Source organism: Nonomuraea sp. NPDC048892, from assembly GCF_040649735.1.
Taxonomy (GTDB): domain Bacteria; phylum Actinomycetota; class Actinomycetes; order Streptosporangiales; family Streptosporangiaceae; genus Nonomuraea; species Nonomuraea maheshkhaliensis.
The window spans coordinates 197,381-219,904 of sequence record NZ_JBEZFZ010000017.1; the positions used below are offsets into that span (position 1 = coordinate 197,381).

A 22,524-nucleotide genomic window follows, 5' to 3' on the forward strand; every position below is an offset into this window, starting at 1 on the left:
CGCTTGCGTAAGGACTCGACAAGGTTAGCGGTCCTTACTCCAGTCGGCGAGCCCGATCCACGGCGCTGTGGAAGACTGGACGGGTGCGTGTCTACATCGGTGCCGACCATGCCGGCTATGAGCTCAAGAACCACCTCGTGTCCTGGCTGAAGGATCACGGGCACGAGGTGACCGACTGCGGTCCCTTCGTCTACGACGCCGAGGACGACTATCCGGCGTTCATCCTGCGCGCGGCCGAGGGCGTCGCCGGCGACCCCGGCAGCCTGGGGGTGGTCATCGGCGGGTCGGGCAACGGCGAGCAGATCGGCGCCAACAAGGTGCGCGGCATCCGCGCCGCCCTGGCCTGGAGCGAGGAGACGGCCAAGCTGGCGCGTGAGCACAACAACGCCAACGTCGTCAGCGTCGGCGCCCGCATGCACTCCACCGAGGAGGCCACCCGGTTCGTGGAGGTCTTCCTGGCCACGTCGTTCTCCGGCAGCGAGCGTCACAGCAGGCGCATCGCGCAACTGGCCGCCTACGAGACGATCGGCCAGCTTCCCTCGCTTCCCTAGCGAGAGCGCCCAGAGCGGGGCGGCCACCACATGAGCGGCCGTCCCCGCCTGTCTAGCCCTTGCGCTTGGAGTCGCGCCTGGGCATCTCGTCGCGCAGGGGCCGCCGGTCGGCGGCCTCCTGCTGCTCTTTCGACGGCTTGGAGACATCGCGGGCACGCATGGCCACGACGGCCGTGATCTGCAGGCTTTGCAACGCCATGCCGTCGAGCCTACGTCACCGCCCGCGACGTCAGAAGGTCAGTCCCGCCCAGGGTTTCGGGCTCCACGCCATGGCGGTGGCGAGCCGGCGTACGGCGCCCGCCGAGTGCTCGCGCAGCAGGCCCGCGTCGAACTGCTGGCCGAGCAGGCCGTCTCCGAGGTACGCCGAGCCCAGCGCGACCACCGGCAGCGTCACGTCCGGCTCATCCTCGACCGGCACGCACTCGGCGCCCGAGGAGCCGGCGGTGAGGCGCCAGCGCCGGGCGTTCCACGGGCACACCTCGTCCTCGACCTCGATCACCAGGTCGACCGGCGTGCTGTAGGAGCGCGCGGACAGCGCGGGGCCGACCTCGACCAGGCGTACGTAGAGCTCGTCCGTCCAGCTCGCGCGCAGTTGCCGGGAGTCGGCGAGCAGCGCGATGAGCGGGTCGTCGACCGGCCGGCCGCCGGACTGCACCTTGGCGACCAGGTCGCGGTCCAGGACGCTGCGCCAGAGCAGGGCGTAGGCGGCGGGGTCGGTCGCCTCCAGCTCCTGGAGCTTCACAGTGCCGTTCGGGATGCCGTTGTCGTCCCAGGCGGACTTGACGCGGAACAGCGCGTAGCCGCGCACGCCCCGGTCGTCCTCGGCCAGAATCGAGCGCCACGGGCCCGCGCCCTGCTGGTCGGCCTCCTCGTCGGCCAGGAGGCTGTCCCAGAAGTGGCTGTTGCGCTCGTACCGGCCGGGGCGCCGCGGGACGACGGAGGCGAACAGTTTCTCCAGCTCGGACCGTACGTCGGCGGGCTTGACCACCCTGAGCCTGAGCGACGGGTCGGAAGGGGCGCCGGGGACGAACGCCGACTTATGGGTGTCGATCTGGAAGAACAGCTCGCTGGAGGCCCTGCCGTAGCCGTACCGGCCGTAGATGAGCGACTCGGAGGCGTAGAGGGCGGCCACGAACTCGCCGCGCGCCCGGATGTCGTCGAGCTGCCTGCGCATCATCGAGGACAGCACGCCGCGGCGGCGATGCGAGGGAAGCACGCTGACCGCAGTCACCCCCGCCACGGGCAGCTGTCCGCCGGGAACGGTCATCGTGAAGCTGTAGATGCCGGTGACACCGACGATCTGATCGCCGTCGAAGACGGCCAGCGTACGGTCGAACTCGGTCTCGGCCTTCCACCGCTCGGTCTGTGCGGGGTGTGGCGTCCAGCCGAACCCCTCCTCGAGCACCCGGGTGTAGGCCGGCCACTCTGACTCGTCAATCGGACGGATCGGATACGTCATCCGTCCAAGGTAGGAGCGGGCAAAGGGGGACGGCCACCCAATATCCGTGCTTAATGATCAAGGCGTTGGTCAAGTGGGCTGCCCAAACACGGGTCAGACCGATACAGTCAGGCGCATCATGAGTTCCCGACCAGCGCCGCTGATCCCGCCACGGGTCCGTGCGGCCCTGATACGGGTGCCCTTCCTGGTGCCTGTCGTCCGGTTCGTCCGGAGGGTGCTGCTGGCCCGCGACCGCAACCTGCTCATCACCCTGATCGTGCTCGCGCTCGTCATCGGGGTCCTCGCGGCCGAGGTCTCGACCGAGTGGTTCTCGCCCGCCCTGCTCATCCTGGTCACCCTCATCGGCGGGCTCCAGCTCCGGCTGGGCAGCCTGGTGAAGCTGCTCGTCGGGGTGGGGGCGGCGCTCGGCTACATCGCGGTCAACCTGGGCGCGGGCCGGGTCGGTCTCGGGCTCACCGTGACGATCGTGTTCACCACCGTGCTCGCCGTGCTGATGGCCCGCACCAGGGGCAAGCTGGGCGTGCAGGGGCTGCGCGGCGACGCGATGCTGCTGGAGCTGCGCGACCGGCTCAGGAGCCAGGGCGAGCTGCCCCAGCTGCCGAAGGACTGGGGCGGCAAGGTCGTGCTCAAGCAGGCGGGCGGCTCGTCGTTCGGCGGCGACTTCCTGGTCTCCATGCGCGACGGCAACTCCGTCGAGATCGCGCTGGTCGACGTCTCGGGCAAGGGCGTCGACGCGGGCACGAGAGCGCTGCTGCTGTCCGGCACGTTCGGCGGGCTGCTCGGCTCGGTCGAGGACTTCCTGCCCGCGTGCAACGCCTACCTGCACAGGCAGCGCGGCGACGAGGGCTTCGTGACCGCGGTGCACGTACGCCTCGACCTCGACACCGGCGACTACACGATCACCTCGGCCGGGCATCCGCCGGTGGTCAAGTTCGACGCGGGCACGGGCAACTGGCAGGTCGCCACGGCCAAGGGCGTGGTGCTCGGCGTGGTGCCCGACCTGCACTGCGAGCCCGACAGCGGCACCTTGCGCCGGGGCGACGCGCTGCTGCTCTACACCGACGGGCTGATCGAGCAGCCCGGGCGCGACATCGACGCCGGGCTCGACCGGCTGCTCGGCGAGGCCGAGCGGCTGCTGCCCTCGGGCTTCCGCGACGGCGCCAGGGCGCTGGTCAACGCCATGGCCTCGGGGCACAACGACGACTGCGCGCTGGTGCTCATCTGGCGTCCCTGAGCCGCCGACCCATGACCTTTTACACGGTGCGGTCGTGACGGCGTTCACTGGCAGCGGGTGCGTGCGGCTGGCAGGCTCTACGTGTTCGGGTCCCGGCGGAGCGGCGCGGCTCCACCGGGTCCCGTCACAGGCTTGAGCTCCCGTCTACAGCCAGCCGGAGTCGCTGGCGATGCGTACCGCGTCGAGCCGGTTTCGTGCTCCCGTCTTGCACATGATGCGCGACAGATGATTGCGTACGGTCCCCACCGACAGGAACAGCTCGTCGGCGATCTCCGTCGAACGAGCCCCGCCCGCGGCGGCCCGCAGCACGTCGAGCTCCCGCCGGGTCAGCGGGTTGGTCGCGCACTGGAGGGCGGCCACGGCGAGCTCGGCCTCGATGGCCCGCCGCCCGGCCGCCACCTGCCGGATGCCCTCGGCCAGCCGCTCAGGCGGCACACACAGGCTCATGAAGCCCAATGCGGCGCCGGCCAGGGCCTCACGCACCTGCGCGGGATTGGGCGCGGCCGACAGCAGCAGCACCCCGCACCCCGGCACCTGCTCGGCCAGCGAATCCGCCGCCGCGGGCTCCCCGGGCAGGTCGAGATCGACCACGGCCACGTCGGCCGCGGCGGCCCGCGCCGCGTTCACCACCTCCTGAGCGTGCCCGGCCTCGGCGACGACCCGCAGGCCAGGCTCGGCCGCCAGGGTGACGAGCAGGCCACGGCGCACCAAGGGCAGGTGCTCGGCGATCAGTATGCGGATCAAGACGTCCCCCTCCGTCGTCTCCCAGCGTGATCGCTTGATCGCGCACTGTCAATGCCCGTCGGAACCGGTAAGCCGTACGGTGTGGCGAGTTCGACTACTCTGGGGCTGTCGGACCCTTCGTCTGTCCTGTCGTCTGCCGGGAGCACACCTCGATGAACTGGCTCTACGTCGTGGGGATCATCCTCTTCCTCCTCGGGCTGATGGTCTCCATCGCGCTGCACGAGCTCGGCCACCTGGTGCCGGCCAAGATCTTCGGCGTGAGGGTGACCCAGTACATGGTGGGTTTCGGCTCCACGGCGTGGTCGCGGCGCAAGGGCGAGACCGAATACGGCATCAAGTGGATCCCGTTCGGCGGCTACATCCGCATGATCGGCATGCTCCCGCCGCGCCCCGGCGACGAGCCGGGCAAGCTCAGGAGCACCGCCACAGGCCCTTGGCAGGGCCTGATCGAGTCGGCCCGCGACGCCGCGCAGGAAGAGGTGCGGCCGGGCGACGAAGATCGCGTCTTCTACCGCAAGAAGTGGTGGCAGAAGGTCATCATCATGTCCGGCGGCCCGGCCATGAACTTCGTGCTCGCGTTCGTCTTCTTCAGCATCCTGCTGGTCGGCATCGGCCTGCCCGCCTGGGCCCCGGTCGTCTCGCCCGAGACCCACACCTGCGTGATCCCGATCTCCGAGCAGCGCGCCCAGTGCGCGCCCGGCGACAAGCTGACGCCCGCCGCCCAGGCCGGCATGAAGCCCGGTGACCGCATGGTCTCCTTCGACGGCCAGAAGATCGGCTCCTGGGACGACGCCACCCGCCTGATCCGCTCCCACGGCCCCGGCCCGGTGCAGCTCGGCATCGAGCGCGACGGCAAGCCGATGACGCTCAGCGTCACGCTCATCGCGCAGGACCGGCCCAACCTCGAAGACCCCGAGAAGATCGACAAGAACGTCGGCTTCCTCGGCGTGCTGCCCACCGAGGTCATGGAGAAGCAGAGCCTCGGCCAGGTCGTCGGCTACATGGGCGAGCTGACCGCCCGGGTGGCGGGCTCGCTGCTCAACCTGCCGGAGAAGATGGTCGGCGTCTGGCACGCGGCCTTCTCCGGCGACGAGCGCGACCCCGAGGGCCCGGTGGGCGTGGTCGGCGCGGGCCGCATGGGCGGCGAGATCCTCGCCTCCGACCTGTCCACCGAGAAGAAGATCGCCATCTTCGTCAACCTGCTGGCCGGCTTCAACCTGGCGATCGGCATGTTCAACCTCATCCCGCTGCTGCCGCTCGACGGCGGTCACGTCGCCGGGGGCCTGTGGGAGGGCATCAAGCGGGCGTACGCCAAGGTCATGAAGCGGCCGGAGCCGGCCTACGTCGACATCGCCAAGGTGCTGCCGCTGACGTACGCGCTCGCGATCGTGATGATGATCATGGCAGGTCTGCTCGTCTACGCCGACCTGGTCAACCCGCTCACGCTGACCAACTGACGCCCCCTGAACATGACGCGGGGCCCGTGCCGTCTCCTCGGCAGGGGCCCCGTTCGGCTTTCTCGGCGTCAGTTCATCGAGATGTGCACGTGGTCGAAGTGGTTCTCGGTGATGCTGCCGCGGTTCGACATCGTCCGCCAGCCCGACCCGTGGTTGATCCGCTGCTTCCAGATCACGTACTTGACGCCCAGCTTGCCCTTGTTCGCCAGCGCCCAGTCCGCCAGCCGGTCGCCGAGGACGTTGTTGGCCGCCGACGGCATCGAGCCGCCCGTGCTCATCATGAAGTCGCAGGCCCGGCCCAGCGGGTGCTCGCCGCTCGCGCCCGCGCGGAAGCAGCCCACGGAGAACGGCAGCGCGAAGTTCTTGGCCACCTGGGCCTTCATCAGCCGTGTCCGCGGGGTGATGTGGTCGGGGCCTGACGGCAGCTGCGGTGCCCACGAACCGTCGGAGTTGCGGCCCGTCGCGAACGGCACCAGGTCCTTGAGCTTGTCCTCGATGTCGTCGATGACCTTCTCGGCGTCGTCGCGCTGACTGTCCACCTCGGCCGCGTCGGCCTTGATCCTGGTCGTCAGGGCGGCGGCCTCCTTGCTGGCCTTCTCCTTGTCGTCCTTGGCCTTGGCCACGCTCTGCACGACCGCCTGCTGCTCAGCCGTCAGCTGTTCGAGCAGGGCGGCGCTGCTGCCGCGCTCGGGGGTCATGAGGAAGGGGAGCGAAGGATCGGCGTTCTGGTAACGCAGGCGGGCGATCTCGGCGACCCGCTGCTCGGCCGTGGCCAGCGCCTGCTCGGCGGTGGCCAGCCTGGCCTTGGCCGCCTCGGCGGCCTGCTGGGCCTTGGCCAGCTCGACGCGCTTGAGGTTGTACTTCTCGATGAGCTTGTCGACCTTGGTGTTGAGCTGTTTGAGCTGCGCCCGGAGCTTCGCCTCCGAGGGTTTGGGGGCCGCGGACGCCGGTATCGCCGGAAGGACGGCGACGGCGGCGGCGGTGATCAGACCGATGGCAAGAGTCGCGGGGGACGAAGCCGCCACGTAGGTGTTCCTCTCCCTCTGCCGGCCGGGTTAGCTGACGGGTTCGGGCATGGGAGTGCGCCCTACCACAGAAGCGGATTCACCCCAGGTGCGGTTTCGGGTCCCCGGCTCCCGGGCCACGCGCCCGGGATTAGGCAAGCGACGGCTGTTATGGCCGGTGCTTATGGGGATATTAGTGGTAGATCCCGAGTCATGCGACCTTAAGTGGAAATCAATTAGTGATCTACTTGTGATCGAAGCATGCGCGCCGCCTCCTCCGGCAGCACGTCGTTGACGAAGGCGCCCATCGCCGACTCCGAGCCGGCCAGGAACTTCAGCTTGTTCGGCGCCCGCCGGATGCTGAACAGCTCCAGGTGCAGGTAGGCCAGCTCCCTGTCCTGGCGTACGGGCGCCTGATGCCAGGCCGAGATGTACGGCATCACCACGCCGAACAGCCCGTCGAAGGCCCGCAGCACCGAGGTGTAGAGGGGGGCGAACGCCGCCCGCTCCTCCTCCGTGAGCGCCGCCAGGTCCGGCACCTGCCGGTGCGGATACACGTGCACCTCGAACGGCCAGCGCGCGGCGGCCGGCACGAACGCCGTCCACAACTCGTTGGCGGCCACCACCCGCGTCCCCGCCGCCCGCTCGGTGGCCAGCACGTCGGCGAACAGGTTGCCCGGCCCCCGATGGCGGGCAGCCGCGCCGAGCTGCAGCTTGGTCTTGGGCGTGACGTACGGGTAGGCGTAGATCTGGCCGTGCGGATGGGCGAGCGTGATGCCGATCTCCTCGCCCCGGTTCTCGAAGCAGAAGACCTGCTCCACGCCCTCGATCCCGGAGAGCTCGGCCGTACGGTCGGCCCACGCCTCCATGACCAGCTCCACCTGGGCGTCGGAGAGCCTGGAGAAGGAGGAGGAGTGGTCGGAGGTGAAGCACACCACCTCACACCTCCCCACGCCCGGACGGACCTCACTCAGCCCGCCCACCTCCTGATACGTCCCGAAATTTGTGGAGAAAGAGGGAAAGCGGTTCTCGAACACCACCACGTCGTAGTCGTAGGCCGGGATCTCCGTCGACCGCTCGTCCGACGACGGGCACAGCGGGCACTCCGACGTGCCGCCGGTCGGCAGGAACGTACGCGTCTGCCGGTGCCCCGCGACCGCGATCCACTCCTCGGTCAGCGGGTCGTAGCGCAGCTCTGAGGCCACCGGCCGGGGGTCGAGCGTCCGCCGGTCGATCGCGCTCCTGTCGGCGTCGTCCCGCCGGTCGAAGTAGATCAGCTCCCGGCCGTCGGCCAGATGGGTGATGGTGCGCTTCACTGCGAGCCCTCCGCGATGATCAATTGCCCGGCCCTTTCGGCCAGGTCGGTGCGTGCGTCCTCGGGCAGCCCCGCGTCGCTGATGACCACGTGGGCCTCGCTCAGCTCGGCGATGGTGCTGATGCCGACCGTGTTCCACTTCGTGTGGTCGGCCGGGACGACCAGCCTGGTCGCGGCCGTCACGAGCTCTCTGTCGGTCTCCGACTCCAGCAGGTTGGGCGTGGTGAACCCGGCCCGCACGCTCATCCCGTGCACGCCGAGGAAGAGCGTGTCGACGTGCAGACGGCGGATCGCCGCCACCGCGACCGGCCCCACCAGCGCGTCGGACGGCGTGCGCATCCCGCCGGTCAGCACCACGGTGCGGTCGGTGCGCGGGTTGCGGTGGAAGACCTCCGCGACCGGGATCGAATTGGTGATCACGGTCAGGTCGGGCACGCCGATCAGATGATGGGCCAGCGCCCACGTGGTCGTCCCCGCCGACAGCGCCACGGCCGTGCCAGGCCGGACCAGCCCCGCCGCCTGCCGCGCGATGGCCTCCTTCTCCTGCTGCTGGCGGGCGGACTTGGCGGTGAAGCCCGGCTCCTCGGTCGACCCGGGGCCGAGCGCGGTCGCGCCGCCGTGCACCTTCTCCAGCAGCCCGCGCTCGGCGAGCACCTCCAGGTCGCGGCGGATCGTCATGTCGGAGACGCCGAGCTCGCGTACGAGGTCGGCCACCCGGACGCCGCCGTGGCTGCGCACGCGTTCGAGAATCGCCTGCTGACGCTGCTGTGCGAGCACGCCCGCTCCTTCCAACAGATTCCACCAAATTATGACACGGAATTGTTGGGGAATGTTAGTTCGCCGGGGATGCTTGCGCTGGTCAGCGTGGGGAGAGACGTTGGGAACTCATGCCGTACCCGATCACCCTGTACCCGATCAGTGGGAGGCGAGCTCCATGGCCAGGCGCGCACGCAAGGGCAAGGCACGCAGGAAGAAGAAGGCGAACCACGGCAAGCGCCCTACCGCGCGATGACGGCCGGGTGGCCGCCGCCCTTCCCCTTCCGAGGCGGCCACCACGGCTCAGCTCCAGGCCTCGTCATCGACCCGGCCACTGTCGCTCAGGCGTCGGCCCCGTCTTCGACCCGGACACCATGACTCAGGCGTCGGCCCCGTCCCTGACGAGGACGGCCGGCCGCCGCGGATGATCGGCCCGTACGACCACATCCGCCGCCTCCTGCGGCCTGACCTCCCGCTCGTAGCGCCGGTAGGCAGGCAGCCGCCACCTCTCGTCCTCGGGCGTGCCGCGTTCGAGCGCGCCGGGCGACAGCCACAGGTGCACGCTCACCTCGAACGCCAGCCCCCGCCCCAGCAGCAGCGTCCCGTCCACCAGGACCACCCCGCCGGGAGCCAGCTCCTCGTACGGCACCCGGTAGGCCCGGTCGATCGCGCTGTCCCACAGCGCAGGCAGCACCCGCCCCGACCCTCCGGGGTTCAGCGGCTCCAGCACCTCCCTGCGCAGCGCCCCCGCGTCCAGCCAGTCGTCGTAGAAGGCGTCGGGATCCGTCCTCCCGTACTCCAGCCGCAACGAGGCGGGCCGCAGGAAGTCGCCGGCCGACACCCGCAGCACCGGCCGCCCGCGTAGCCGCAGCGGCGCGACCAGCTCGTCGGCGAGCGACTCCGGGCGTGCGGAGGGGGCGCCGTCGACGGCCACCCGCACCCACGAGCCCGGCGGTCTGCCGGAGATCAGCTCGGCCAGCTCCTCGACGAGGGCCTCACGGGAGATCGGTCGCGCACGCATCGCCCTCAGCTTACGAGCGGGCCTAATGCCTTCGACAACGCGGCCGGGCGCCGCCTAGATTGCCGTGATGAGCCACTGCGACTGCGGCGCGAACGCCGGCCCGCTCGGCGTCTGCGCGGACTACTACCACGAGGTCCTGTCCGAGGAGCAGCGCGACCCGGAGATGTACCGCTGGCACGCGGTCGTGGTCTGCGCCTACCTCCTGCAACACCCGCCCGGCGGCCCCGACGCGTACCTCGACGGCCAGTACCGCCTGCTGCAGTTCTACGCCGACAAGGGCCTCGACGCCCTGACCCGCCTCCAGGCCCACCGCGTGGCCCGCAACAACCACCGAGTCCGCGCCGCCACCGACATCCGCCCACTGACCCCGTACGCCCCGCTTCCCGCGACGCGGCCCACGGGGGGATTCCGCACCACGTTCAGCGACCTGCCGTTCCAGGACGGCACCTTCCTCGCGGACGGACACGCGGCGTACGGCCACCGCATCGACGCCATCGCCCGGGCGACATTGGAAACCTACGGAGCCCCGCGACACGGAGAGACGACAAAGGCCAGGTAGCCGAAGCCGACCTGGCCTTTCACGCCCTGAGAGCGGACGACGGGAATCGAACCCGCGTAGCTAGTTTGGAAGACTAGGGCTCTACCATTGAGCTACGTCCGCGCGAACCGGTCGAACTCTGGTCTAGACTTCATCCGGTCGTCAGGGCAAAAGCGTACCGGAGTCGCGGACCGCATGCGCACTCGACGAGACGGGGCGTGGCGCAGCTTGGCAGCGCGCTTGCTTTGGGAGCAAGAAGTCGCAGGTTCAAATCCTGTCGCCCCGACTGAGGGATGTAGGTCAAGGCCCTGTTTCACTTCGGTGAGACGGGGCCTTACCGTTACCCCGCCCAGGGCCGCTACCTCGTCGGGCAACGCGGCTGGGGCCGCCCCCGGTCGTACACCTCTTCCCGGTGTACGACCGAAGGCGGCCCGTTTCGTGTTTCTGGGGGTTACCTGCAAGGCGACGAGCCGCGGGCCTGGTGCACTGCCGGCCCGCTGAGGCGTCCCCCTTGGCAGGAGAGGCTCACTCGTCGGCCAGTGCTTCCGCGTTCTCCAGCTCGAGGTCCTCGGCGACGTAGTCGGTGCTGTGCTGCATGAGCCTGGGCCGTTCGACGTTGACCTTGATGTCGCACTTGGTGTCGATGTGGACGTGGGCGGAACGGTACACCGGGCCGGTGCCGCACACCGTGAACACGTTCGGCGACTGACGGTCCTCGGCCATCGCCGCGCCGGGACCCGTGATCGCCCCGGCCGCGAGCAGGGCGACGGCCACGGCGAGTGCCCCGCTCATCTGACGTGCCTTCATCTTGTGCTCCTCTATGTCTCTTGAGCCCCGATCAGGATCGACCGGAAGTCACAGAAAGTGATATTCCTGCTACACAAAGTAGTCAATCGGTCCAATGTGTCTTCATATCGGAAAGGTTCATCAATAGGGACATTTGATCCACTCGGCCCTAGGTGCATGCCTATGAGGCGACCAGCGCGACGACCAGGAAGGCGAGCGTGAGGGTGCACCTAGGTACAGGTCGGCTCGGCAGCTGGCCCGATGGTGGGGGAAGGGGCCGTTTTCCTAGCGTCGGAGGCATCGTTCGATCATCTAGGAGGCGGCAGAGCATGACTACTCCAACGCGACGCGGCACCACCCGGGTCGGCAACGTCGCCCTGTGGGGGCTGCAGATCGTCCTGGCCGGGTTCTTTCTGATGTCGGCCATGGGCAAGTTCGGCAACGCCGAGCCGGCCGCGTCCACGTTCGCGGCGATCGGGTGGGGTGACTGGTTCAGGAACCTGACCGGGGCGCTGGAGGTGGCCGGGGCGGTGGGGCTGCTGGTACCGCGGCTGGCCGGGGTGGCGGGGCTGGCGTTCGTGGGGCTGACGGCGTGCGCGGCGCTGGTCGAGGCGTTCGTGTCCGGGGGAGGCGTCTTCCTGCCGCTGGCCGTGCTCGTGCTGTGCGCCGTCATCGCCTGGGGACGCAGGGACGGTACGGCGCGTCTGTGGGCGGCGCTCTCCAGGCGGTGAGCCGGCCGGCGCGGTCCACCTGAGGCAAGGTGGAGCCCGTGGACCTCTTCGCCGATGATCCGATGGCCCGACCGCTCACCTACCCCGGCCGCCTCCCCGCCGGCTCCGGCGTCCTGGTGGACCACGCGTACGTACCGCTGCGCGTGGAGGGCGGCGAGCAGGACCGGTGGCGGGCGGACGGCGAGAGTGTCGGCGCGCTGCTCGCGCGTGAGGGAGGCGCGCCGATGCGCGGCCGCCACCGCGTCGTCGCGGTCGGCTCCAACGCCGCCCCCGGTCAGCTGCGCGCGAAATTCCGCGATCACGGCGTACGCCCGCTCGTCCCCATGACGGCCGCGGACGTGACCGGCGTCGCCCCGGGCGTCTCCGCGCACGTGAGCAGATGGGGCTACGTGCCGGCCGCGCCGATCGCGGCGCCCGGCGAGACCTCCAGGCTCTTCGTGCTCTGGCTCGACGAGGAGCAGCTCGCCGCGCTCGACCTCACCGAGCCCAACTATGTACGCCGCCGCCTGGCCGCTCAGGTCGTCGTGGGCGCGCCCTTGAAAGGAGTCTTCGTGTACGAGGGCAGGCACGGCTGCGTAGCCGACGGAAACGGCCGCCCCCGCCGCCTCACGTCCCAGAGAGCCCTCGTCCGGTCCCTCCTGGACGCTTCCCCGTCCCTGCGCCACGTATGCGGCGACACCCCGGAGGACTTCGTGGACAACGTCAGGGACGACACCGTACGCGCCGAGGCCACCCGCATCCTCCAGGCGGATCACCGGACCGGCGCCGGTAGGGTCGGGCCCCGTGAATGACCTCGTGAATGATCCCGTGAATGACTCCGTGAACGACACCCGGATTCCCCCTCCCCTCACCGGTGACGAGCGCACCGTGCTCGGCAACTGGCTCGAATGGCACCGCGCGACCCTGGCCTTCAAGTGCGCGGGCCTGTCGGACGAGCAACTGCGCGAGCGTTCGGCGCCGCCCTCGTCCCTTTCGCTGCTGGGCCTGGTCAGGCACATGGCCCACGTCGAACAGGTCTGGTTCCGCCGCGTGCTCGACGGCGAGGACCTGCCCAAGCTCTGGAACAAGGACCGCGACAACGACGCCGACTTCAACGACGTGGACACCGCCTCGGTCAAAGAGGCGTTCGAGGTGTGGCAGGAGGAGATCGAGCGCGCACGGGCCATCTCGGCGGCCAAGCCGCTGGACGCGGTGGGCGACCGCAACGGGCGGGAGTGCTCGCACCGCTACGTCCTGGTGCACGTGATCGAGGAGTACGCGCGCCACAACGGCCACGCGGATCTGCTGCGCGAGCGGATCGACGGCGCGACGGGCGACTGATGCGAAGGTGAGGGCGAGGGCGGCTGATGCGAGTGCGGACGACGGCGGCGAAGCGCACAAGCCTCAGCCGTCGGCGCAAAACAGCGCCTTCAGTGGTCGGCGCGGAACAGCAGCCCTCAGCCGTCGGCGCGGAACAGCGCCCAGACGGCCTTGCCGCCGCGGGCCAGCGGGTCCCATCCCCAGCACTGGCTGTAGGTCTCGACGATGTAGAGGCCGCGCCCGTTCTCGGAGATGAAGTCGGGCTCCTTGGGCCGCGGCACCTCGTCGCTGGGGTCGGCCACCGCGAGCAGCACGTGGGGGGCGGCCCGCATCAGCAACAATTCGATCTCACGGCGCCCCGCGGCGTACATCGCGTACCTGACCGCGTTCGTCACCAGCTCCGACACCACCAGCGCGGCGTCGTCGCTCAGGTCGTGCAGGCCCCACGCGCGCAGCGTCGAGCGGGTCACGTCCCTGGCGGTCTTGACCGAGTCGGCCTGAAAGGGGAGCGGACACGCGGTCGTACCGGGTTTGCCGCCCATGAGCAGACGGTCGAAGCCCACGTCACGCGTGATCTGGAGGCAGTCGGCAGTGGCCAGAGGATCCTCCACCATGCCGCCGATACCTCCCCGTTCAACCTTGGTTAGTGCATGTTTGGCCCAATATGCACTAAGCCATCATGGGTCACGAACGCGGCACCTGCAAGACCCAAATGCACGTGCAGTTGCAATGTGCAGGAGCAAGCGGCGTTTTGGCGCATAGGTATCCGAATCGGACACGAGGTTGAGACCTTGTCATACCCGGCAATGTGGTGTCACTGTGTGTGCGGACCTTGATAGGAGGCAAAGTGACGCAGAACCAGCCGGGTTCCGGGCCGACGGCGCTGCGCATCCTCCTGGGCTCCCAGCTGCGCAAGCTCAGGGAAGCGAAGAACGTCACTCGTGAGGAGGCCGGCCATCTCATCCGGGGGTCGGAATCCAAGATCAGCCGAATGGAACTCGGCCGGGTGGGGTTCAAAGAACGCGACGTTGCGGACCTGCTGACCCTGTACGGGGTCGTCGACGACCAGGCCCGCTCCGCCGTGCTCGACCTGGTGACCACCGCCAACGAGCCTGGCTGGTGGCACCGGTTCAACGACGTCCTGCCCACGTGGTTCCAGGCGTACGTCGGCCTTGAGGAGGCCGCCGCCAGGATCAGGACCTACGAGGTCCAGTTCGTGCCAGGACTGTTGCAGACCAAGGAGTACGCAAGGGCTGTCGTGACCGCCGGTTCGGCCGGGATCGCGGCGGAGGAGATCGCCAGAAGGGTGGATCTCCGGCTGGAGCGCCAGAGGATGCTGGACAGGCCGGACGGGCCGATCTTCTGGGCGGTGATCGACGAGGCCGCGCTGCGGCGGCCCATCGGCGGCGCCGAAGTGATGAGGGCCCAGCTGGAGCACCTCATCGACCTGATGCGCCAGCCCAGCATCACGATCCAGATCATGCCGTTCAGCTTCGGCGGGCACAGTGCGGAGGGCGGCGCGTTCAGCATCCTGCGCTTCCCCGACAACGATCTGCCCGACGTGGTGTACGTGGAACAGCTCGCGAGCGCGCTCTACCTGGACAAGCGTGAGGACGTGGACCGATACACCGAGGTGATGGAGCGGCTGTGCGCCGTGAGCACCACTCCGGATGAGACGATCGAGCTGCTGAGGACGATCGCGGACGAGTTCTGAACGCGGCGGCGTCGTGGTTGGGTACGCATCTGCCCTAGACTGGCCATCGGCGTTGGAACCCGCCGTGGCGGAGCATGCCCAGCGCTTTATGTGGGCGCGGCGCGTGAGCCGTACCGATGGACGCGCCCGCGATCACTCGTAGCTTGATCAAGGAGACCATTCCCGTGAAGACCGCTGTCGAGGAGCTCAGCCCGACCCGGGTCAAGCTCACTGTCGAGGTGCCGTTCGACGAGCTGCGCCCGAGCATGGATGCGGCGTACAAGAAGGTCGCGCAGCAGGTGCGCGTCCCCGGGTTCCGGCCTGGCAAGGTTCCGGCCCGCATCATCGAGCAGCGCTTCGGCCGGGCGGTAGTGCTGGAGGAGACCCTCAACGACGCCGTGCCCAAGCTGTACGGCCAGGCTGTCGACGAGGTCGACGTCTTCCCGGTCAGCCAGCCCGACATCGAGGTCACGAGGATCGACGACGGCGAGCAGATCGAGTTCACCGCCGAGGTCGACATCCGGCCCAACTTCGAGGTGCCCGACTACGCGGGCCTCGAGGTCACGGTCGACTCCGCCGAGGTCTCCGACGAGGACGTGGACAGCCAGCTCGACGCCCTGCGCCAGCGTTTCGCCACGCTGACCGGCGTGGAGCGCGCCGCGGCCAGCGGCGACTTCGTCGTCATGGACCTGCGCGCCGAGATCAACGGCGAGAACATCGAGGAGCAGCAGGCCAACGAGGTCTCCTACGAGGTCGGCGCCGGCTCCGTGCTGCAGGGCCTCGACGACGCCCTCGAGGGCATGTCCGCGGGCGAGGAGAAGAGCTTCAAGACCGAGCTCGTCGGCGGCGAGAACGCCGGCGAGGAGGCCGACGTGATCATCAGCGTCAAGTCGGTCAAGGAGAAGGTCCTGCCCGAGCTCGACGACGAGTTCGCCCAGCTGGCCAGCGAGTTCGACACACTCGATGAGCTGAAGAACAGCATCCGCGAGCAGGCCCGCCGCAACAAGCTGATCGACCAGGTCGTCCAGGCCCGCGAAAACGCGCTCGACGCGGTGCTCGAGAAGATCGACATCCCGCTGCCCGACAGCGCGCTCAAGGCCGAGGTCGACGCCCGCAAGCACAACCTCGACCACCAGGTGGCCGAGAGCGGCCTCAGCCGTGACGCCTTCTTCCGTCTCTACCAGACGACGGAGGAGGAGCGCTTCGCCGAGTTCGAGACCAACTCCGCCCGCGCGATCAAGGTCGGCTTCGTGCTCGACAAGATCGTCAAGGCCGAGGAGCTGGGCGTCTCCGAGCAGGAGCTGACCAACTTCGTGGTCCGCCGCGCGATGGAGATGGGCGTCCAGCCCAACGAGCTGGCCAAGCACCTCGCCGACAACGACCAGCTCACGCTGGCCATGGTCGAGATCGTCCGCGACAAGGCCAAGTCGGTGCTGGGCGACGCCGCCAAGGTGGTCGACAGCGACGGCAACGAGGTCGACCTCAAGGCCATCTACACCGAGATCAACGGTGCCGAGCCCGTCGAGGAGGAGGACGAGTCCTCCGCGGAGAAGGCCGACGACGCCGACGGCAAGGCCGAGGCGTAACCTCCGGCCCCGAAATCACCGCGAGCCCCCGGATCCGGTGTCCGGGGGCTTCGTCGTTCCCGCGCACGCCTCCGCTCCGCCACCCCGGCAGCTACCCCGGCAGCCACCCCCCGCAGCCGGCTCGCGCTGGCGAGGGCGCTGGGGGCGCTCAGGCGGCTTCTGAGGGGATCGGGGGCCTGGCGGCGGCCCATGGGGCCGACCGGCGTCCGCGTGCGCGGGACCGCCCCTTGAGCGCCCCAGGGCGGGCGCGCTTCCCAGGACGAAAGCCGGATAAACCCCGCAAAGAGCAGCGGCCGTACGTTCGCCCGAACCTGCGCCGTCAGCGAACAGCCCGGGTGAGCGGGCATGAGCTGTAGGCGGCGCGCGTTAAGGTCACAAGCAAAGCCAATCGATTACGACGCATCGGAAGGTGACGCTGTGACCAGCCCGCCGACCTTCTATCAGCCTGAGTCGCGAGGCCGTGAGAACGGCTCGTCCTTCCGGCTTGAGGACCAGCTTTACCAGCGCCTGCTCCGCGAGCGCATCATCGTGCTCGGGCAGGAGGTCAACGACGAGATCGCCAACCGCATCTGCGCCGAGCTCCTCCTGCTCGCCGCCGACGATCCAGAGCGTGACATCACGCTCTACATCAACTCGCCGGGGGGCTCGGTGAGTGCGGGCATGGCGATTTACGACATGATGGAATATGTGCCCAACGACGTGTCCACGGTGGTGATGGGCATGGCCGCCTCCATGGGGCAGTTCCTGCTGACCGCCGGGGCGCCGGGCAAGCGTTACGGCCTGCCGCATGCCCGGGTGATGATGCACCAGCCGTCGGGTGGCATCGGTGGCACCGCCGCCGACATCGCCATCCAGGCCGAGCAGATGCTCTACGTGAAGAAGACGCTGGCCGAGCGGATCGCCTTCCACACGGGGCAGTCGCTGGACCAGATCGAGGCCGATTCCGACCGTGACCGCTGGTTCACGGCCGAGGAGGCCAAGGACTACGGCTTCATCGACCACGTCGTGCGCAGCGCGCGGCAGGTGCCCTCCGCGGGCCCGGTCTCCTAAGGGGGAGCTGACATGAACATCCAGAGCCGTTACGTTCTCCCCTCCTTCGTCGAGCGCACGTCTTACGGCGTGAAGGAGATGAACCCGTACAACAAGCTCTTCGAGGACCGCATCATCTTCCTCGGGGTGCAGATCGACGACGCGTCGGCCAACGACGTGATGGCCCAGCTGCTCACGCTGGAGTCGCTCGATCCCGACCGTGACATCAGCATCTACATCAACTCGCCGGGTGGCTCCTTCACCGCCATGACGGCGATCTACGACACGATGCAGTTCGTCCGGCCGGAGATCCAGACCGTCTGCCTCGGCCAGGCCGCCTCGGCCGCGGCCGTGCTGCTGTCGGGCGGCACCCCGGGCAAGCGCTTCGCGCTGCCCAACGCCCGGGTGCTGATCCACCAGCCGTCCACCGAGGGTGGCGGCCAGGGAAGCGACATCGAGATCCAGGCCCGCGAGATCTTGCGCATGCGCACGCTGCTGGAGGACATCGTGGCCAGGCACACCGGCAAGCCCTCCGCCGAAGTCCGCAAGGACATCGAACGCGACAAAATTCTCAACGCGGACGAGGCGAAGGCGTATGGTCTGATCGATGACATCATCCCGTCCAGGAAGAAACGAGCTCAGGCCGTAGCTTCCTAGACGAGACGTGACGCGCCGGAGCGCTGCCCAATAGGGCACGTTCCGGTGCGACTCGCCGCTAGGGGGCTCACTGAGGGCCCAGAAGACGGTAACGTCGAAACCTGAGCGGTTCGGCCTAGTCCGGAGAATGTCCGGAGACACTGCTCGCGTGAGCAAGCAGGGCGGTCCCACGCAAAGGAGTATCTGGGGTGGCACGCATCGGCGACGGGGGAGACCTGCTGAAGTGCTCTTTCTGCGGAAAGAGTCAGAAGCAAGTCAAGAAGCTCATTGCCGGTCCAGGCGTCTACATCTGCGATGAGTGCATCGATCTCTGCAACGAGATCATCGAGGAGGAGCTCTCCGAGTCCTCCGAGCTCAAGTGGGACAACCTGCCCAAGCCGAGGGAGATCTACGAGTTCCTCGACGCCTATGTCATCGGTCAGGACAAGGCGAAGAAGGCCCTCTCGGTGGCGGTCTACAACCACTACAAGCGGGTGCAGTCCGGTGACCGGGGCAGAGACGACGGTCTGGAGCTGGCCAAGAGCAACATTTTGCTGCTCGGTCCGACCGGCTCGGGCAAGACGCTGCTGGCGCAGACCCTGGCGAAGATGCTCAACGTGCCCTTCGCCATCGCCGACGCCACCGCGCTGACCGAGGCCGGCTACGTCGGCGAGGATGTCGAGAACATCCTCCTCAAGCTCATCCAGGCCGCCGACTACGACGTCAAGAAGGCCGAGACCGGCATCATCTACATCGACGAGGTCGACAAGATCGCTCGCAAGAGTGAAAACCCGTCGATCACGCGCGACGTCTCCGGCGAAGGCGTGCAGCAGGCACTGCTGAAGATACTGGAGGGCACCACGGCATCGGTGCCTCCGCAGGGCGGCCGCAAGCACCCGCACCAGGAGTTCATCCAGATCGACACCACCAACGTGCTGTTCATCTGCGGCGGTGCGTTCGCCGGCCTGGAAAAGATCATCGAGTCGCGCATCGGCAAGAAGGGCATCGGCTTCAACGCCGTCATCCGGTCGAAGGAGGAGGTCGACACGGCCGACGTCTTCTCCGACGTGATGCCGGAAGACCTGCTCAAGTTCGGCATGATCCCCGAGTTCGTCGGCCGGCTCCCGGTCATCACCTCGGTGCACAACCTCGACCGCGAGGCGCTCATCCAGATCCTCACCGAGCCGCGCAACGCGCTGGTCAAGCAGTACCGCAAGCTGCTCGAGCTCGACGGCGTGGAGCTGGAGTTCACCGACGGCGCCCTTGAGGCCATCGCCGACCAGGCCATCCTGCGCGGCACCGGCGCCCGCGGGCTGCGCGCCATCCTGGAGGAGGTGCTCCAGTCCGTCATGTACGAGGTGCCTTCCAGGCAGGACGTCGCCCGCGTCGTCATCACCCGCGAGTCGGTCCTGGAGCACGCGATCCCCACGCTCGTACCGCGTGACCAGCTCGCCGCCAAGCAGCAGCGCGCACCACGCGAGAAGTCGGCCTGAACGGCCCCGCCTGTTCATCCGGACGCCCCGTGGTCACCAACCATGGGGCGTTCCGCTTTCCTGTCTCCCTAGAATTGGTCACTGTGACAACGCCAGAGCTGCCTACCCAGTACACCCCGGCCGACGTCGAGACCCGTAGCTACGAGCGCTGGGTGTCCGAAGGCTACTTCCGTGCCGACCCGGGCAGCTCTCGCGAGCCGTACAGCATCGTCCTGCCGCCGCCCAACGTGACGGGCGTGCTGCACATCGGGCACGCGCTCGACCACTCCATCCAGGACGCCCTGACCCGCCGCGCCCGCATGCGCGGCCACGAGACGCTCTGGCTGCCCGGCATGGACCACGCCGGCATCGCCACGCAGAACGTCGTCGAGCGCGAGCTGGCCAAGCAGGGCAAGTCGCGGCACGACCTCGGGCGCGAAGCGTTCGTCGAGCGGGTCTGGGAGTGGAAGGAGGAGTCCGGCGGCCGGATCCTCGGCCAGATGCGCAAGCTCGGCGACGGCGTCGACTGGTCGCGCGAGCGGTTCACCATGGACACCGGGCTCTCGCGCGCCGTGCAGACCATCTTCAAGAAGCTGTTCGACGAGGGCCTGATCTACCGCGCCGAGCGGATCATCAACTGGTGCCCCCGGTGTCTGACCGCGCTGTCCGACATCGAGGTCGAGCACAGCGAGGACGAGGGCGAGCTCGTCTCCATCCGCTACTCCGACGACATCGTGGTGGCCACCACCCGCGCCGAGACGATGCTCGGCGACACCGCCGTGGCCGTCCACCCCTCGGACGAGCGCTACGCCCATCTCATCGGCACGATGGTCGAGGTCCCGCTCACCGGGCGCATGATCCCCGTCGTCGCCGACGAGCACGTCGATCCGGCGTTCGGCACCGGCGCGGTCAAGGTCACCCCCGCCCACGACCCCAACGACTTCGAGATCGGCCGGCGTCATTCGCTGCCGTCGCTGACCGTCATGGACGAGCGCGGCGTCATCACCGCGCACGGGCCGTTCGAGGGGCTCGACCGCTTCGAGGCCCGACCCGCCGTCGTCGCCGCGCTGCGCGCCGAGGGCCGGATCGTTGCGGAGAAGCGCCCCTACCTGCACTCGGTCGGCCACTGCTCGCGGTGCAAGACCGTGGTCGAGCCCCGGCTCTCGCTGCAGTGGTTCGTGAACGTCGCGCCGCTGGCCAAGGCCGCGGGCGACGCCGTGCGCGACGGGCGCACCCGCATCCACCCGCCGGAGCTGGCCAAGCGCTACTTCGACTGGGTCGACGACATGCACGACTGGTGCATCTCCCGGCAACTGTGGTGGGGCCACCGCATCCCGGTCTGGTACGGGCCCGGCGGCGAGGTCGTGTGCGTGGGGCCCGACGAGGAGCCGCCCGCGGGCTACACCCAGGACTCCGACGTCCTCGACACCTGGTTCTCCTCCGGGCTGTGGCCGTTCTCCACGATGGGCTGGCCCGACCGAACCCCCGAGCTGGAGCGCTTCTACCCGACGTCGGTGCTGGTCACCGGCTACGACATCCTGTTCTTCTGGGTCGCGCGGATGATGATGTTCGGGCTCTATGCCATGGACGGCGAGCCGCCGTTCCGCGTGGTCGCCCTGCACGGCATGGTCCGCGACCAGTACGGCAAGAAGATGTCGAAGTCGTTCGGCAACGTCGTCGACCCCCTCGACTGGATCGAGCGCTTCGGCGCCGACGCCACCCGGTTCACCCTCCTGCGCGGCGCCAACCCGGGCGCCGACGTGGCGGTGAGCGAGGAATGGGCGGCCGGCTCACGCAACTTCTGCAACAAGATCTGGAACGCCACCCGCTTCGCCCTGATGAACGGCGCGGCCGTCGGCGCGCTCGACGACGCCGAGCTGACCGCGGCCGACCGGTGGATCCTGTCCCGCCTGCAGACCGTCATCACGGCGGCCGATGCGGCGTTCGAGGAGTTCGAGTTCGCCAAGGCGTCCGACCTGCTCTACCACTTCGCGTGGGACGAGGTCTGCGACTGGTATCTGGAGCTGGCGAAGATCCAGCTCGGCGAGGGGCGTGAGCACACCAGGCTGGTGCTCGGGCACGTGCTCGACGCGATCCTGCGGCTGCTGCATCCGCTGGTGCCGTTCGTGACCGAGGAGCTGTGGCGGGCCGTCACCGGGGGCGAGTCGCTCGTCGTGGCCCCGTGGCCGGTGGCCGATCCGCGCTACGCCGACGCCGGTGCCGAGGCGGAGATCGAGGCGCTGCAGGAGCTGGTGACCGAGGTCCGCAGGTTCCGCTCGGACCAGGGGCTCAAGCCGGGCCAGAAGGTGGCCGCGCGGCTCGGGCTGGGCGGCACGCCGCTGGCCGGCCAGGAGAGCGCGATCAGGGCCCTGCTCCGGCTCACGGAGCCGGAGGAGTCGTTCAACGCGACCGCGCGGTTCACGGTGGGGGAGGTGACCGTGGAGATCGACACCGCGGGCGCCATCGACGTCGTGGCCGAGCGCAAGCGGCTGGAGAAGGATCTGGCCGCCGCCCGCAAGGAGGCCGCCCAGGCGACCGCCAAGCTGGGCAACGAGCAGTTCATGGCCAAGGCGCCACAGGACGTGGTGGCCAAGGTCAGGGGCAGGGCCGACCAGGCCGGCGCGGACATCGCGCGCCTTGAGGCCCAGCTCGCCGCGCTCGGGGTTTGAACAGTCCGCACGAGGGGAAGGTCCATTCGTTACCGAAGATGGACCTTCCAAGCCCGCGAGACTGCTAGAGTTTTCAACGCGGGGCCGATCAGGTCCTGACATCCCAGTGAACGAACCCCGACTTTCGGGCGACTCCAGCCGCGCGGTTGGACAAGAGCCGAAAGTTCGAGTAAGTTAGCAGGGTTGCCTCGAAGAGAGGCGAGTCCGGAAGCTCCCGGATCGGGCGGTTTGACAAGGATCGTCCAGATCTGGTAGACTGAAGGAAATGAAATGAGCGCCTCGCGCACCAGGGTCTCCAAGAGATTCTGGTGCGGATGTACGCGTCCGTTTCTTGAGAACTCAACAGTGTGTTAAAAGCCAGTGCATGAAACACATGCATAACCCCGTCAGGTCTTCGGACCAAGACGGATTCCTTTTTGGTTGGGATTCAACCACTTTTCCAAACATTTTTTGGAGAGTTTGATCCTGGCTCAGGACGAACGCTGGCGGCGTGCTTAACACATGCAAGTCGAGCGGAAAGGCCCTTCGGGGTACTCGAGCGGCG

The 22,524-nt window shown here is 68.6% G+C and carries 22 protein-coding genes, 2 tRNA genes, 1 rRNA gene and 1 riboswitch; of the genes, 15 read left to right on the forward strand and 10 right to left on the reverse strand.

Features of this window, described 5'->3' with window-relative positions:
* Positions 1-83: 83 nt before the first annotated feature.
* Entirely contained in the window at positions 84-551 is a 468-nt protein-coding gene (locus AB0C28_RS39850) for a ribose-5-phosphate isomerase (protein WP_346108204.1), read from the forward strand.
* A 52-nt stretch (positions 552-603) separates the two neighbouring features.
* Here AB0C28_RS39850 and AB0C28_RS39855 read toward each other — a convergent pair whose 3' ends face one another.
* Complete coding sequence (locus AB0C28_RS39855; RefSeq protein ID WP_357856309.1) at positions 604-750, reverse strand: hypothetical protein; 147 nt, start codon at positions 748-750, stop codon at positions 604-606.
* A 30-nt stretch (positions 751-780) separates the two neighbouring features.
* Complete coding sequence (locus AB0C28_RS39860; protein WP_358080503.1) at positions 781-2,010, reverse strand: GNAT family N-acetyltransferase; 1,230 nt, start codon at positions 2,008-2,010, stop codon at positions 781-783.
* A 118-nt stretch (positions 2,011-2,128) separates the two neighbouring features.
* Between AB0C28_RS39860 and AB0C28_RS39865 the strand changes: the two genes are divergently transcribed.
* The gene (locus AB0C28_RS39865; RefSeq protein WP_357856315.1) at positions 2,129-3,244 is read left to right on the forward strand and encodes a PP2C family protein-serine/threonine phosphatase; all 1,116 of its coding nucleotides are present in this window, start codon (positions 2,129-2,131) and stop codon (positions 3,242-3,244) included.
* A 144-nt stretch (positions 3,245-3,388) separates the two neighbouring features.
* On the opposite strand, the gene AB0C28_RS39870 is transcribed toward AB0C28_RS39865, so the two are convergent.
* Positions 3,389-3,988, reverse strand: coding sequence for a response regulator transcription factor (locus AB0C28_RS39870; protein ID WP_358080505.1), 600 nt, complete (start codon positions 3,986-3,988; stop codon positions 3,389-3,391).
* Between the two features lie 152 nt (positions 3,989-4,140).
* Between AB0C28_RS39870 and AB0C28_RS39875 the strand changes: the two genes are divergently transcribed.
* Positions 4,141-5,445 (forward strand): site-2 protease family protein, encoded by a 1,305-nt coding sequence (locus AB0C28_RS39875; RefSeq protein WP_357856321.1) that lies wholly within the window; start codon positions 4,141-4,143, stop codon positions 5,443-5,445.
* A gap of 68 nt (positions 5,446-5,513) precedes the next feature.
* Here the strand turns inward: AB0C28_RS39875 and AB0C28_RS39880 are convergent, their stop codons facing one another.
* The 4 genes from AB0C28_RS39880 to AB0C28_RS39895 all read right to left on the reverse strand — a co-directional run bounded on the left by AB0C28_RS39880 (position 5,514) and on the right by AB0C28_RS39895 (position 9,541).
* Complete coding sequence (locus AB0C28_RS39880; protein ID WP_357856324.1) at positions 5,514-6,470, reverse strand: hypothetical protein; 957 nt, start codon at positions 6,468-6,470, stop codon at positions 5,514-5,516.
* A 5-nt stretch (positions 6,471-6,475) separates the two neighbouring features.
* Positions 6,476-6,617: riboswitch (cyclic di-AMP (ydaO/yuaA leader) on the reverse strand.
* Positions 6,618-6,685: 68 nt separating this feature from the next.
* On the reverse strand, positions 6,686-7,765 hold the full coding sequence (gene galT / locus AB0C28_RS39885; protein WP_357856327.1) for a galactose-1-phosphate uridylyltransferase: 1,080 nt from the start codon (positions 7,763-7,765) through the stop codon (positions 6,686-6,688).
* Positions 7,762-8,541, reverse strand: a complete 780-nt coding sequence (locus AB0C28_RS39890) for a DeoR/GlpR family DNA-binding transcription regulator (protein WP_357856330.1) — start codon at positions 8,539-8,541, stop codon at positions 7,762-7,764. The genes galT and AB0C28_RS39890 overlap by 4 nt, the downstream gene beginning before the upstream one ends.
* A gap of 358 nt (positions 8,542-8,899) precedes the next feature.
* Positions 8,900-9,541 carry a uridine kinase gene (locus tag AB0C28_RS39895; RefSeq protein WP_358080507.1) on the reverse strand — a complete coding sequence of 214 codons (642 nt, stop codon included), beginning with the start codon at positions 9,539-9,541 and terminating at the stop codon, positions 8,900-8,902.
* 67 nt (positions 9,542-9,608) lie between these two features.
* Between AB0C28_RS39895 and AB0C28_RS39900 the strand changes: the two genes are divergently transcribed.
* Entirely contained in the window at positions 9,609-10,100 is a 492-nt protein-coding gene (locus AB0C28_RS39900; protein WP_357856336.1) for a DUF5946 family protein, read from the forward strand.
* A 31-nt stretch (positions 10,101-10,131) separates the two neighbouring features.
* Here the strand turns inward: AB0C28_RS39900 and AB0C28_RS39905 are convergent.
* A tRNA-Gly gene (locus AB0C28_RS39905) sits at positions 10,132-10,202 on the reverse strand.
* An 89-nt stretch (positions 10,203-10,291) separates the two neighbouring features.
* Here AB0C28_RS39905 and AB0C28_RS39910 point away from each other — a divergent pair.
* Positions 10,292-10,365, forward strand: a tRNA-Pro gene (locus tag AB0C28_RS39910).
* A 239-nt stretch (positions 10,366-10,604) separates the two neighbouring features.
* On the opposite strand, the gene AB0C28_RS39915 is transcribed toward AB0C28_RS39910, so the two are convergent.
* Entirely contained in the window at positions 10,605-10,886 is a 282-nt protein-coding gene (locus tag AB0C28_RS39915; protein WP_357856338.1) for a hypothetical protein, read from the reverse strand.
* A 308-nt stretch (positions 10,887-11,194) separates the two neighbouring features.
* Between AB0C28_RS39915 and AB0C28_RS39920 the strand changes: the two genes are divergently transcribed.
* Genes AB0C28_RS39920 through AB0C28_RS39930 form a run of 3 tightly spaced genes read left to right on the forward strand, consistent with a single transcriptional unit; the run spans position 11,195 to position 12,916 of the window.
* The gene (locus AB0C28_RS39920) at positions 11,195-11,596 is read left to right on the forward strand and encodes a DoxX family protein (protein WP_358080509.1); all 402 of its coding nucleotides are present in this window, start codon (positions 11,195-11,197) and stop codon (positions 11,594-11,596) included.
* 38 nt (positions 11,597-11,634) lie between these two features.
* Positions 11,635-12,387 carry a hypothetical protein gene (locus AB0C28_RS39925; protein ID WP_358080511.1) on the forward strand — a complete coding sequence of 251 codons (753 nt, stop codon included), beginning with the start codon at positions 11,635-11,637 and terminating at the stop codon, positions 12,385-12,387.
* Between the two features lie 16 nt (positions 12,388-12,403).
* Entirely contained in the window at positions 12,404-12,916 is a 513-nt protein-coding gene (locus AB0C28_RS39930) for a DinB family protein (RefSeq protein WP_357856347.1), read from the forward strand.
* Between the two features lie 116 nt (positions 12,917-13,032).
* Here the strand turns inward: AB0C28_RS39930 and AB0C28_RS39935 are convergent, their stop codons facing one another.
* On the reverse strand, positions 13,033-13,509 hold the full coding sequence (locus AB0C28_RS39935) for an ATP-binding protein (protein ID WP_357856350.1): 477 nt from the start codon (positions 13,507-13,509) through the stop codon (positions 13,033-13,035).
* A 233-nt stretch (positions 13,510-13,742) separates the two neighbouring features.
* Between AB0C28_RS39935 and AB0C28_RS39940 the strand changes: the two genes are divergently transcribed.
* The 7 genes from AB0C28_RS39940 to AB0C28_RS39970 all read left to right on the forward strand — a co-directional run.
* Complete coding sequence (locus AB0C28_RS39940; RefSeq protein WP_346108232.1) at positions 13,743-14,609, forward strand: helix-turn-helix transcriptional regulator; 867 nt, start codon at positions 13,743-13,745, stop codon at positions 14,607-14,609.
* Between the two features lie 164 nt (positions 14,610-14,773).
* Positions 14,774-16,174: a trigger factor gene (gene tig / locus AB0C28_RS39945; protein ID WP_358080512.1), complete on the forward strand. Its 1,401-nt coding sequence runs from the start codon at positions 14,774-14,776 to the stop codon at positions 16,172-16,174.
* 417 nt (positions 16,175-16,591) lie between these two features.
* On the forward strand, positions 16,592-17,224 hold the full coding sequence (locus AB0C28_RS39950; RefSeq protein ID WP_357856357.1) for an ATP-dependent Clp protease proteolytic subunit: 633 nt from the start codon (positions 16,592-16,594) through the stop codon (positions 17,222-17,224).
* Between the two features lie 12 nt (positions 17,225-17,236).
* Positions 17,237-17,860, forward strand: coding sequence for an ATP-dependent Clp protease proteolytic subunit (locus AB0C28_RS39955; RefSeq protein WP_357856360.1), 624 nt, complete (start codon positions 17,237-17,239; stop codon positions 17,858-17,860).
* A gap of 188 nt (positions 17,861-18,048) precedes the next feature.
* Positions 18,049-19,332: an ATP-dependent Clp protease ATP-binding subunit ClpX gene (gene clpX, locus AB0C28_RS39960; protein WP_357856363.1), complete on the forward strand. Its 1,284-nt coding sequence runs from the start codon at positions 18,049-18,051 to the stop codon at positions 19,330-19,332.
* 83 nt (positions 19,333-19,415) lie between these two features.
* Positions 19,416-21,980, forward strand: coding sequence for a valine--tRNA ligase (locus tag AB0C28_RS39965; protein WP_357856366.1), 2,565 nt, complete (start codon positions 19,416-19,418; stop codon positions 21,978-21,980).
* 447 nt (positions 21,981-22,427) lie between these two features.
* Positions 22,428-22,524: ribosomal RNA gene (locus AB0C28_RS39970) — 16S ribosomal RNA — on the forward strand; the annotation flags it as partial.